At 68.7% G+C, this 11,904-nt stretch carries 13 protein-coding genes; 8 read left to right on the top strand and 5 right to left on the bottom strand.

Annotation, left to right across the window (positions count from 1 at the left end):
• Window positions 1-67 precede the first annotated feature (67 nt).
• Window positions 68-544 (bottom strand): peroxiredoxin, encoded by a 477-nt coding sequence (locus AC07O4_RS24090; RefSeq protein ID WP_062472998.1) that lies wholly within the window; start codon window positions 542-544, stop codon window positions 68-70.
• Between the two features lie 144 nt (window positions 545-688).
• Entirely contained in the window at window positions 689-1,072 is a 384-nt protein-coding gene (locus AC07O4_RS24085) for an Mth938-like domain-containing protein (protein WP_062472996.1), read from the bottom strand.
• A 100-nt stretch (window positions 1,073-1,172) separates the two neighbouring features.
• Here AC07O4_RS24085 and AC07O4_RS24080 point away from each other — a divergent pair, with 100 nt between their 5' ends.
• The 7 genes from AC07O4_RS24080 to AC07O4_RS24050 are packed head-to-tail and all read left to right on the top strand — an operon-like array spanning window position 1,173 to window position 8,292.
• Complete coding sequence (locus AC07O4_RS24080) at window positions 1,173-2,405, top strand: pyridoxal phosphate-dependent aminotransferase (RefSeq protein WP_095950778.1); 1,233 nt, start codon at window positions 1,173-1,175, stop codon at window positions 2,403-2,405.
• The gene (locus AC07O4_RS24075; RefSeq protein WP_495305867.1) at window positions 2,402-3,439 is read left to right on the top strand and encodes a DUF1176 domain-containing protein; all 1,038 of its coding nucleotides are present in this window, start codon (window positions 2,402-2,404) and stop codon (window positions 3,437-3,439) included. Before AC07O4_RS24080 ends, AC07O4_RS24075 begins: the two co-directional genes overlap by 4 nt.
• Window positions 3,440-3,453: 14 nt before the next feature.
• Window positions 3,454-4,776 (top strand): homoserine dehydrogenase, encoded by a 1,323-nt coding sequence (locus AC07O4_RS24070; RefSeq protein WP_159277543.1) that lies wholly within the window; start codon window positions 3,454-3,456, stop codon window positions 4,774-4,776.
• Window positions 4,773-6,188, top strand: coding sequence for a threonine synthase (gene thrC / locus AC07O4_RS24065; protein WP_495305866.1), 1,416 nt, complete (start codon window positions 4,773-4,775; stop codon window positions 6,186-6,188). Before AC07O4_RS24070 ends, thrC begins: the two co-directional genes overlap by 4 nt.
• A 16-nt stretch (window positions 6,189-6,204) precedes the next feature.
• On the top strand, window positions 6,205-6,750 hold the full coding sequence (gene mobB / locus AC07O4_RS24060; RefSeq protein WP_495262841.1) for a molybdopterin-guanine dinucleotide biosynthesis protein B: 546 nt from the start codon (window positions 6,205-6,207) through the stop codon (window positions 6,748-6,750).
• Entirely contained in the window at window positions 6,743-8,032 is a 1,290-nt protein-coding gene (locus tag AC07O4_RS24055) for a molybdopterin molybdotransferase MoeA (RefSeq protein WP_495305865.1), read from the top strand. The genes mobB and AC07O4_RS24055 overlap by 8 nt, the downstream gene beginning before the upstream one ends.
• Window positions 8,033-8,040: 8 nt before the next feature.
• Window positions 8,041-8,292, top strand: a complete 252-nt coding sequence (locus tag AC07O4_RS24050) for a MoaD/ThiS family protein (RefSeq protein WP_495305864.1) — start codon at window positions 8,041-8,043, stop codon at window positions 8,290-8,292.
• Here AC07O4_RS24050 and dapA read toward each other — a convergent pair.
• Both dapA and AC07O4_RS24040 read right to left on the bottom strand, forming a co-directional pair.
• Window positions 8,279-9,175, bottom strand: a complete 897-nt coding sequence (gene dapA, locus AC07O4_RS24045) for a 4-hydroxy-tetrahydrodipicolinate synthase (RefSeq protein ID WP_495305863.1) — start codon at window positions 9,173-9,175, stop codon at window positions 8,279-8,281. The genes AC07O4_RS24050 and dapA overlap by 14 nt on opposite strands.
• A 238-nt stretch (window positions 9,176-9,413) precedes the next feature.
• Window positions 9,414-10,439, bottom strand: a complete 1,026-nt coding sequence (locus tag AC07O4_RS24040) for a hypothetical protein (protein WP_495305862.1) — start codon at window positions 10,437-10,439, stop codon at window positions 9,414-9,416.
• Window positions 10,440-10,475: 36 nt separating this feature from the next.
• Here AC07O4_RS24040 and AC07O4_RS24035 point away from each other — a divergent pair, with 36 nt between their 5' ends.
• Entirely contained in the window at window positions 10,476-10,961 is a 486-nt protein-coding gene (locus AC07O4_RS24035) for a molybdenum cofactor biosynthesis protein MoaE (protein ID WP_447743081.1), read from the top strand.
• Between the two features lie 16 nt (window positions 10,962-10,977).
• Here the strand turns inward: AC07O4_RS24035 and AC07O4_RS24030 are convergent, their stop codons facing one another.
• Window positions 10,978-11,814: an acid phosphatase gene (locus AC07O4_RS24030; RefSeq protein ID WP_495305861.1), complete on the bottom strand. Its 837-nt coding sequence runs from the start codon at window positions 11,812-11,814 to the stop codon at window positions 10,978-10,980.
• Window positions 11,815-11,904 lie beyond the last annotated feature (90 nt).

Here is an 11,904-nt window from a genome sequence, read left to right as displayed (position 1 = left end):
TGCACGCCGCGTGGGGCAATTCCCACGACTTGATGCAAAAGCGCACGTCCGGTGCCTTGCGGCGCGATCAGGCGGCCTTCTTGAGTGCCTTGACGGCCTTGAGGACGTCTTCGACATGGCCTGGAACCTTGAGCCCGCGCCATTCGGCCTTCAGGATGCCGTCGGCGCCGATCAGGAAGGTGCTGCGCTCGATGCCCTTGACCTTCTTGCCGTACATGATCTTGTTCTTGACCACGCCGAACATGTGGCACATTTTTTCTTCGGTGTCGGCAATCAGTTCGAAGGGGAGTTCGAGCTTGGCCTTGAATTCGTCGTGCGACTTCATGTTGTCGCGCGACACGCCGAAGACCGTGGCACCGGCTTTTTCGAAGTCTTTGTAGTGGTCGCGGAACTGCATCGCTTCGGTCGTGCAACCCGGAGTGTTATCTTTCGGGTAAAAATACATGACCATGACGTGGCCGAGGTGCGAGGTGTTCGAAACCTTGATGCCGCCCGTGGCGTTGGCGTCGAATTCAGGAATGGGTTTGTTGACAACGATCGCCATGAAACTTGTTTTCTCCGTTAGATTCCGTTCTCCGAGCCCTCTCAGCCTTTTTCGGGCTTGCTCGATGAACGGAGGATTGGTCGTTGCTAACTTGGGGTAGCTGGCCGGTTCGCAACCCGGTATTTTACCTCGAAAACCCCTCTCTCAGCCACCCGCCGGGCTCTCGACGAGCAGGGCGGCGATGACGTGCCGGCCTTCACCGGCCAAGATGTTGTAGGTGCGGCAGGCTGCCGGGGTGTCCATGGTCTCCACGCCGGTGCGTTGCGCCATCAGGGGCTGCAGCCATGCGGGCTGGGGAAATCGGATGCGGTTGCCGCTGCCGAAAATGACCAATTCGGCGCCCAATGACGCCAATTGCGCGAATTGTTCGGGGCCCAGTTGGTCGAAACGCGTGCAATCCCAGGCAAAGCGTTCGCCACGCGAACCCACGACCACGCTGCCCTCCACCTTTTCGTTGTTGATCGCGACCCAGCCGGGGCCGTGTGCGGTGAGGGTCTGGACGTCGGATTTGTCGGGCTGGAGCTTCATCGGGGCACTGGGAACTGTGGTCAAATTATAGGTTTTCCCTAGTGACACGAGGCCCGCAGGGGCCTTTGACCTTCGAGTAAACCCGCCCGGGAGGGCCCCTTTGAAGCAGCTCAAGAAATCGGCCAAGCTGGCCAACGTCCTCTATGACATCCGCGGCCCCATCATGGACGCCGCCAAGCAGATGGAGGAAGAAGGCCAGAAGATCATCAAGCTCAACATCGGCAACCTGGCCGTGTTCGGCTTCGATGCGCCTGAGGAGATCCAGCAGGACATGATCCGCAACCTGCCGACCTCGGCGGGCTACTCGGACAGCAAGGGCGTTTTCGCGGCGCGCAAGGCCGTGATGCACGAGACCCAGAAGCAGGGCATCGCGGGTGTCACGCTCGACGACATCTACCTGGGCAACGGCGCCAGCGAGCTGATCGCCATGTCCACCAACGCGCTGCTCAACGACGGCGACGAGTTGCTGCTGCCGGCCCCCGACTACCCGCTGTGGACCGCCTCCACGAGCCTGTCGGGCGGCACGCCGGTGCACTACCTGTGCGACGAGGACAACGGCTGGATGCCGAACCTGGCCGACATCCGCGCCAAGATCACGCCCCGCACCAAGGGCATCGTGGTCATCAACCCGAACAACCCGACCGGGGCGCTGTATTCCGACGAGCTGCTCAAGAGCCTCGTCGAGATCGCCCGCGAGCACGGCCTCGTGATCTTCGCCGACGAGGTCTACGACAAGGTGCTGTACGACGGCGTCAAGCACACGGCCATCGCCAGCCTGTCGACCGACGTGCTCACGCTGACCTTCAATTCGCTGTCCAAGAGCTACCGCTCGTGCGGCTACCGCGCCGGCTGGCTCGTGGTGTCGGGCGACAAGCGCAGCGCACGCGACTACATCGAGGGCCTGAACATGCTCTCGAACATGCGCCTGTGCGCCAACGTGCCGGGCCAATGGGCGATCCAGACGGCGCTCGGCGGCTACCAGAGCATCAACGACCTCGTGTGCGAAGGCGGGCGCCTGCGCCGCCAGCGCGACCTGGCCTACGAGCTGATCACCGCCATTCCCGGCGTGAGCTGCGTCAAGCCCAGCGCCGCGCTCTACATGTTTCCCAAGCTCGACCCCGAGGTCTATCCGATCGCGGACGACCGCCAGTTCTTCCTCGAGCTGCTGAAGGAAACCCGTGTGATGCTGGTGCAGGGCACCGGCTTCAACTGGGCCACGCCGGACCACTTCCGCATCGTGTTCCTGCCCCACGAAGACGACTTGCGCGAGGCCATCAACCGCATCGCCAAGTTCCTGGAGCAGTACCGGTTGCGTCGCAAGACGGGACCATGAAATCCGCCTGCGTCGCTGCCGCGCTGTTGCTGGGCGCACTGTCTGTCGGCGCGACCGGGAAGAAAGAGCCGGTCTCGTTCTCGCACAACGACTGGGAACTGGTCTGCGACAACACGCTGACCTGCCGCGCCGCCGGCTACCAGGCGGACGGCGGGGAGCACCAGCAGGTGTCGATGCTGATCACCCGCGCGGCCGGGCCGAACACGGCCCTGGACATCCAGCTGCAGATCGGCGATGACGGCAGTGCCAAGGGGCCGCTGCGCTTCAAGGTCGGCAAGGCCGCCTTGTCCGGCCTCGACGCGGGAACCGCCAGCTTCGACCAGGGCCAGATCCGCGCCGTGCTGCCTGAGCTGCTCAAGAGCGACGACGCCACCGTCACGGCCAACGGCGGCAAGAAGTGGACGCTGTCGCTCGCCGGCCTCAACGCCGTGCTGCTGAAAATGGACGAAGCGCAGGGCCGCGTCGGCACCCCGGGTGCGCTGGTGCGCAAGGGCGCCAAGCCCGAGTCTTCCGTGCAGCCGCCGGTGCCCATGCCCGTCGTCCATGTGGTCAAGCCGCCGAAGGCGCGGCCTGGCGACGACACGCTGGCCGCGCGCATCTTTCCGTCGCTCGACCTGAAAGAAGCGCGCGAGCGGTGCAACAACCAGGACCAGGTCAACGCCAAGTCGGTGGAGGTTCACCGCCTGAACGACCGCAAGGTGCTCCTGGCACTGGGCTGCGGCGTGGGCGCGTACAACTACACCACGCTGCTCTGGACCGCCAACGACAAGCCGCCCTATGCGCCCGTGTCGCTCGAAGCGAGCGGCGAGTTCGACGAGAAAGACGCCAGCGTCACCTCTTCCATGAAGGGCCGCGGCATCGGCGACTGCTGGTCGAGCGAAACCTGGCACTTCAACGGCACGACCTTCGTGCGCACCGGCGCGGCCGGCGACGGCATGTGCCGCGGCTTCGCGGGCGGCGCCTGGAGCCTGCCGCGCTACGTCAGCCGCCTCGTGGACGCCGCAGCACCGCCTCTCACCCCATCCAAACCATGAACGCGACCCCTCCCATGAAATCCATCCAAGTAGGCCTGCTCGGCGCAGGCACGGTCGGCAGCGGCACCTTCAAGGTGCTCCAGCGCAACCAGGAAGAAATCAAGCGCCGCGCCGGCCGCGGCATCGAGATCACCATGGTGGCCGATCTCGACACCGCCCGCGCCCGCGAAGTGGCCGGCGAAGGCGTGAAGGTGGTCGCCGATGCGCGCGAAGTCATCGCCAACCCCGACATCGACATCGTCATCGAACTCATCGGCGGCTACGGCATCGCCAAGCAGCTGGTGCTCGAAGCCATCGCGGCCGGCAAGCACGTGGTCACGGCCAACAAGGCGCTGCTCGCCGTGCACGGCACCGAGATCTTCGCGGCCGCGCATGCCAAGGGCGTGATGGTGGCCTTCGAGGCCGCGGTGGCCGGCGGCATCCCGATCATCAAGGCGCTGCGCGAAGGTCTCACGGCCAACAGCATCCAGTGGCTGGCCGGCATCATCAACGGCACCACCAACTTCATCCTGTCCGAGATGCGCGACAAGGGCCTGGACTTCGCCACCGTGCTGAAGGAAGCCCAGCGCCTGGGCTACGCCGAAGCCGACCCCACCTTCGACATCGAAGGCGTCGACGCCGCGCACAAGGTCACGCTGATGAGCGCCATCGCCTTCGGCATTCCCGTGCAGTTCGACAAGGCCCACGTCGAAGGCATCACCAAGCTCGCTGCACAAGACATCAAGTACGCCGAGCAGCTCGGCTACCGCATCAAGCTGCTGGGCGTGACCAAGCGCACTGCCCAGGGCATCGAGCTGCGCGTGCACCCGTCGCTCGTGCCGTCCAAGCGCCTGCTGGCGAACGTCGAAGGCGCCATGAACGCCGTGGTCGTGCACGGCGACGCCGTGGGCACCACGCTGTACTACGGCAAGGGCGCCGGCAGCGAGCCGACCGCCAGCGCCGTGATCGCCGACCTCGTCGACATCACCCGCCTGCACACCGCCGACGCCGCACACCGCGTGCCGCACCTGGCCTTCCACCCCGACGCCATGAGCGACCTGAAGGTGCTGCCGATGTCGGAAGTCGTCACCAGCTACTACCTGCGCCTGCGCGTGGCCGACCAGGCCGGCGTGCTCGCCAAGGTGACGGGCCTGCTGGCCACCGCCGGCATCAGCATCGACGCCGTGCTGCAGCGCGAAGCCGACGAAGTGGGCGGCGAGGGTTCGACGCAGACTGACCTCATCATCCTCACGCACGACGCGCGCGAAGGCACCGTCGACGACGTCATGGCCGAGCTGCAGGCGCTGCCTACCGTGCTCGAGCCCATCGTGCGCATCCGCAAGGAAGAGTTGAAGTGAACTACCTGAGCACCCGCGGCCACGCCGACCGCAAGCGCTTCTGCGAAATCCTCCTCGAAGGCCTGGCGCCCGATGGCGGCCTGTACCTGCCCGAGACGTACCCGCAGGTCGACACCGCCACGCTCGCCAAGTGGCGCACGCTGCCCTACGCCGAGCTGGCCTTCGAAATCCTCTCGCTGTACATCGACGACATTCCTGCGGCCGACCTGAAGGCGATCTGCGCGAAGACCTACACGGCCGAGGTGTTCGGCACCGACGAGATCGTGCCGCTGCGCGAGCTCGAAGATGGCGTGTACCTCGAAGCCCTGTCCAACGGCCCCACGCTGGCCTTCAAGGACATGGCGATGCAGCTGTTGGGCAACCTGTTCGAGTACGAACTGGCCCGCCGCGGCGCCGAGCTCAACATCCTGGGCGCCACCAGCGGCGACACCGGCAGCGCGGCCGAGTACGCCATGCGCGGCAAGAAGGGCGTGCGTGTCTTCATGACCTCGCCGGACGGCCGCATGAGCCCGTTCCAGCAGGCGCAGATGTTCAGCCTGCAGGACGCCAACATCCACAACATCGCCATCACCGGCGTGTTCGACGACTGCCAGGACATCGTCAAGGCCGTGTCGAACGACCTGGGCTTCAAGCGCAAGTACCGCATCGGCACGGTCAACTCGATCAACTGGGCGCGTCTGCTGGCACAGGTCGTCTATTACTTCGCGGGCTACTTCCAGGCCACCGCAAGCAACGACAAGCCCGTGAGCTTCACCGTGCCCTCGGGCAACTTCGGCAACGTCTGCGCGGGCCATGTGGCACGCATGATGGGCTTGCCGATCCAGACGCTGGTGGTCGCCACCAACGAGAACGACGTGCTCGACGAGTTCTTCCGCACCGGCGTGTACCGCGTGCGCGCGGCGGTCGACACGCACGAAACCTCCAGCCCGTCGATGGACATCAGCAAGGCCAGCAACTTCGAGCGCTTCGTGTTCGACCTGGTCGGCCGCGATCCCGCCCGTCTGCGCCAGCTGTTCGTGGACGACCTGGGCCTGACGGGCAGCTTCGACCTGAGCGCCGATCCGGCGTTCAAGCAGGCTGCCGAGCGCTTCGGCTTTCGCAGCGGCCGCAGCACGCACGCCGACCGGCTCGCGATGATCCGCGACACCGAGAAGCGCTTCGCCACGCTGATCGACCCGCACACCGCCGACGGCCTCAAGGCCGCGCGCGAGCAGCTCACGCCCGGCGTGCCGATGGTGGTGCTCGAGACCGCGCTGCCGATCAAGTTCGCGGCCACGGTGGTCGAGGCGCTGGGCGAGGAGCCCGCGCGCCCGAAGAAGTTCGAAGGCATCGAAGCCTTGCCCAAGCGCGTGGTCCAGCTGCCGGCCGATGCCGAGGCCGTCAAGGCCTACATCGCCCAGCACTGCGACTGACCGGGGCGTCCGCGGCATGAAGGTCGTCGGCTTCGCCGGGTATTCCGGCGCTGGCAAGACCACGCTGGTGGAGCGCCTGATTCCCGTGCTCAAGCAGCGCGGACTGCGCGTGTCGGTGGTCAAGCATGCGCACCACCGCTTCGACATCGACCACGTCGGCAAGGACACCTGGCGCCACCGGCAGGCCGGGGCCTTCGAGGTGGTCGTCGCGTCCGACCAGCGGCTCGCGCTGATGCGCGAGTTCGAGGTGCCGGTCGAGCTCACGGTGCACCAGCTGCTCGCCGAGCTGCATCCGGCGGTCGACTGGGCGCTGATCGAGGGCTTCCGTCACAGCGACGTGCTCAAGATCGAGGTCTGGCGTCCGAGCGGCGACGGCGAGGCGCCGCGCCCCGCGCTCTACATCGACGACCCCTTTGTCACCGCCATCGCCACCGATGCGCCGGCCGGCCTGCCCGAGGCCACGGCGCGCCCGGTGCTCGACCTCAACGACGCCGAGGCCATTGCCACGTGGTTGATCGACAGCGGCGAGCGCTTCGACTACAACCCCGGACACCATGGCTGATTCCTCTCCCGTTCCCTTCGCCGCCTCGTCCTCGCGCCCGCCGCTGATGCCGCTCGATGAAGCGATCGCGGTGCTGCTCGCCAAGGCCCGGCCGCTGCTGCCGGCCGAAAGCGTCGGCACCTTCGACGCCGACGGGCGCGTGCTGGCGCAGGACCTCGTCTCGGGCCTCACCGTGCCGCCGCGCGACAACAGCGCGATGGACGGCTACGCCGTGCGCGCGGCCGATTGCGCCACGCCCGGCACCGAGTTGCGGGTGACGCAGCGCATTCCCGCCGGCACCGTCGGCACGCCGCTCGCGGCCGGCATGGCGGCGCGCATCTTCACAGGGGCGCAGATTCCCGAAGGCGCCGACGCGGTCGTCATGCAGGAAGACACGGCCGCCACGCCCCAAGAGGGCGGTCTGGGGTCGGTGCGCATCGCCATCGCGCCCGTGGCCGGCCAGTGGGTGCGCCGCGCAGGCGAAGACGTGGCTTCGGGCGACGTGGTGCTCCAGCGCGGCGAACGCCTCACGCCCGCCGCGCTCGGCCTGGCCGCCAGCGTCGGCTTCGACCGCCTGCAGGTCGCGCGCAAGCCGCGCGTGGCCATGCTCTCGACCGGCGACGAGCTGGTGATGCCCGGCGAGGTCGCGCCCGACGCGATGAAGCCCGGCGCGATCTACAACTCGAACCGCTTCTTCATGCGCGCGCTGCTGCACCGCCTGGGCTGCGAGGTGAACGACCTGGGCATCGTGCCCGACAACCGCGAAGCCACCATCGCCGCGCTGCGCGAGGCGGCCGAGGCGAACGACCTGATCATCACCACCGGCGGTGTCTCGGTCGGCGAAGAAGACCACATCCGCGCCGCGCTGCAATCGCTGGGCGAGCTGCAGCTGTGGTCGCTGTCGATGAAGCCCGGCAAGCCCTTCGCCTACGGCTCGATCGCGCGCAGAAACGGGCAGGGCGCTTGCCATGTCACGGGGCTGCCCGGCAATCCGGTGTCGAGCTTCCTGACCTTCCTGATGCTCGTGCGGCCCTTCCTGCTCGCGCTGCAGGGTGCCACGCGCGTGGCGCCCGCGGCCGTGCCGCTGCGCGCCGATTTCGACTGGCCGCGTGCGGACAAGCGCCGCGAGTTCCTGCGCGTGCGGCGCAACGCGGCGGGCGGGCTCGACCTGTTCGCCAACCAGAGCTCGGGCGTGCTCACCTCGATGGTCTGGGGCGACGGCCTGGTCGACAACCCGGCGGGCCGGACCATCCAGTCCGGCGACACCGTGAACTTCATTCCTCTCGCATCGCTGCTCGGCTGAATCTCCCCATGAAGGTCCGCATCCGTTATTTCGCCTCAGTGCGCGAGGCACTGTCCAACAGCGGCGAAACCGTCGACACGCAGGCCGGCACGCTCGCGTCCCTGCGCGACGAGCTCATCGCCCGCGGCGGGGCCTACGCCGGCGCGCTCGCACGCGGCAAGGCCGTGCGCATGGCGCTCGACCAGACCATGAGCGACGAGGCCGCCGCGCTGAACGACGACTGCGAAGTCGCGTTCTTCCCGCCCGTCACGGGCGGCTGAGCCGCGCGTCCAGCGCCACGAGGCGCTCGCGCAGGCCGTCCGACGCGCGCGTCATCGGCGAGCGCAGCTCGTCACGCAGTTCGCCCGCATGCGCCAGCAGCGCCTTCAGCGGGCCCGGGTTGGGTTCGGCAAACAGCATCTCCAGCAGCGGCTGCAGCGGCTGCCATTCGGCGCGCGCCTCGGCCAGCCGGTTCTCGGCCAGCAGGCGCACCAGCCGCACGAGGCGCTTCGTCTGCACATGGCCGCTGGCCGCGATGGCGCCCACGCCGCCTTCGGCCATGGTGGCGAAGATCTGGTGGTCTTCACCCGTGAGCACCTGCAGCCGGCCGTCGGCGATCACCGCGCGCGTCTTGGCCATGTCGCCGCCGCAGTCCTTGATGCCGCGGATGCGCGGGTGCTCGGCCAGCGCCAGCATCGTCTCGCGCGCGATGGTCACGCCGGTGCGGTAGGGGATGTCATAGACCAGCACGGGCACCGTGCTGGCATCGGCGATGGCGTGGAACCACTCGAGCACGCCGGCCTGCGACGGGCGGATGTAGTGCGGCGCGGCCACCAGCAGGCCCGCCAACGGGCGTTCCGAGAGCTTGCGGGCCCACGCCGTGGCCTTGCCCAGGTGGTAGCCCGACACGCCCATCACGACCGGCAGGCCGCCGGCGGCGGTCAGCACGGTGTCGAGCACGGCCAGCTGCTCGGCCTCGTCGAGCGCGGCGGCCTCGCCGGTGGAGCCGCAGGGCACGAAGCCGGTCACGCCGTCGTCGGCGAGCCGGCGCACGAGCGCGGCCAGCGCGGTGTGGTCGACCGCGCCGTCGCGGAACGGGGTGACGAGGGCGACCCACAGGCCCGAGAAATCGGGGGTGTCGGCGGTTGGTTGTTGATGTGGCACGCAGGCTTCCTTTCAGGAATCGACCGATGGAAAGAACCACCGTCCGATGCGCGCGCAACCCAAGAGGGGCCAAAGCCTTGGCAGGTTCCGTCGCTCATCCGACGACGGAACCTCGGCTCCGGTCAGACGAGCTTTGGTTTTTTGGCTTTGTTGCCCTGGCGCGCGCGTGCCTGGCCTTCGAACGAAGGCGAGAGGCGGGTGGGCGTGCGGCGCGAAGGCATGGGCTGCATTGTCGCGCCTAGGCCGGCGGTGCGGTGGCGCTGCGTTGCAGGCTCACGACACGGCCGCCCTCGGCGGCGCGGGCATTGCCCAGGAACTCGACGGTGACCTGGTTGCCCAGCTGCGCGTCGGTCTTGAGGTCGAGTGCGCCGAACAGCTGGCCGTCGACCCGGAACCAGCGCACCTCCGCCGTGTGCTTGCCCTGCGGCACCTGGGCCGTGAGGATTTCGGTGACCGGCCCGCTCACCGTGTGCAGGTGCGTGAACCGGCGTGCGCGCAGCAGCTGCGGCAGCACGCCGACCACGAACACCAGCGTGCAGATGGCGGCCGCGTACCCCGCCATGAACAGGCCGAAGCCCGGGCGAAAACCGTCGGCCCACGCCGTCCCGATCGCCAGGACCGCGCCCCCCGCCAGCACGACGCCCATGAAGCGGCGGTCCGAGCGTCCGGCGCGCCGACGGTCGCGCGAGGTGGCCGGCCGCTCGGTGCGCGTGGCCTGGCGTGCCATCGGATAACGCGTGCGCAGCAGCAGATGCACGGCGTTGTCGCGCGCCACGCATTCGATCTCGACGGGCGCCTGCGCCAGGTGCCGCACCGCCGTCAGCGGCCGGCCCACGGCGTGGCTGCGAGGCGCGTCCAGGCCCAGCACCGGCACGACGTCGATGTGGAACTGGCCGTCGACCGTGTAGCGCAGCGCGCCGCCGGGCAGGGCGGCCACGTGGTCCACGGTGCCGGCCACGGTGAACTTGCTGTTTTTCGCCAGGGCCTCGCGGGTGGCCTGGGCCCGGCGCCGGTCGATCCGCGCCCGATGGGTGAACAGCCACACGCCCAGCAGCAAGGTGCCCAGCGCCGCCGCGTTCATCGCCAGGGCTAGGCCCGCCGGGGCGCCGGGAAGCCGCCCGATCACCACGAAGACGAGGGCGCAACCCGCCAGCAGCACGGCCAGCACCGTCAGGCCGGCGGCCGGGGTGCGCGCGGCAAGGTCGACGCGCCGCAGCATCTCGACATCGTCGGGTGTCAGGGGCTGCGACGTGGGGGCCGGCATCGGCGCAGTGTAGGGCGGCAGTGCCACAATTTGGGCATGTCCTCGCTCCCTCGCGTTTCCATCCAGACGGCCGACTTCGACGCCGGTGCCGAGATCGCCGCCCTGCGCGCGGCCGACGCGCGCGTCGGCGCCGTCTGCAGCTTCATCGGCACGGTCAGAGACCGCAACGACGGCAGCACCATCGCGTCGATGGAGCTGGAGCACTATCCCGGCATGACCGAGAAGGCCATCGAGGCCATGATCGACGAGGCTCACAAGCGCTTCGACATCCTCGGCGCGCGCGTGATCCACCGCGTGGGGCTGCTGCAGCCGCTGGACCAGATCATGATGGTGGCGGTGGTGTCCGCCCACCGCGGCCAGAGCTTCCAGGCCTGCGAGTTCCTGATGGACTACCTGAAGACCCAGGCCCCGTTCTGGAAGAAGGAGCAGACGCCCGAGGGCGCGCGCTGGGTCGATGCCCGCGTCACCGACGACGAGGCGCTGGCGCGCTGGGGCATCGCGGCCTCGAATAGCGCCACCTGAGCGGCGCGTTCGAGACTCAGGGCGCGATCAGTGCCGAGGTCGCCAGCGCCTTGGCTTCCGCACCGCAATCTTGAGCGGGCACCGCACCTGCCGCGCGTGCCTTTGCGATCTCCGACCGGGCGCCCGCCATCTGCGCCTGGAACACCGGGTTCGTGTGCAGCTTCGCCACGGTCGCCGCGCCGACCAGCCGACCGTTCTCGACGTCGCTCTGCCAGTGCACGCCGCAGATCGCGCGGCTCTGCGAGAAGGCCCGGCCGCGCTGCAGCAGCGCATCGGCGCGTTCGGGGGCGAGTTCGGTCAGCACCAGCGCCCAGGCCCAGCCCACGGCCGAGTGGCCCGAGGGGTAGGAGCCGTCCTTGGCCAGCGAGGCCTCTTCGGCGGGCGTGCAGCTGCCGGTCTTGAAGGCGACGAAGGGGCGTGTGCGGTTGTAGGTGTTCTTGGCCTTGTAGGTGGCCGTGCCGGCGTCGGCCAGCGTGCGGCGCAGCAGCATGTTCAGGTTCGGCGTGGCTTGCTCGGAGATCGGCATGCCCAGCGCGCACGAGAACACCTCGGCGGCCTTCGGAAACTTGAGGTTGGCGTCCTGCACCGCCAGTGCGCCGCGCGGCGTGCCCTGCAGGGCCGTGAGCGCGCGGAAGGTGGCGCCGTCGGCCGCCAGCGCGGCCGAGCCCTCGGCCGGGGGCGCCGGCAGCAAGGCGAGGCTGTCGGGCAGCTCGGCCGCCGGCAGGTAGCCCTTGAGGTAGCCCGAACCCGGGCGCAATTCGCCGACTTCGGCGGGGGAGATCGGCGCGGTGCTGCCGCAGGCGCCGAGCAGCAGCGCGGCCGCCAGCGAGGCGGCGAGGGTCGTGAATCGCATGAGGGATGTGTCTCCGGCTTTGTTGTTGGAAGGCGAGGGCCCATCGTAGAGGGGCTCCGCCCGGCCGGAAGATCACCCAGGTGACGGCCG

Source organism: Variovorax sp. GW821-FHT09D04, from assembly GCF_059416405.1.
Note: the sequence above shows the minus strand (reverse complement) of the source record. Positions and strands in the feature narration are given on the sequence as shown.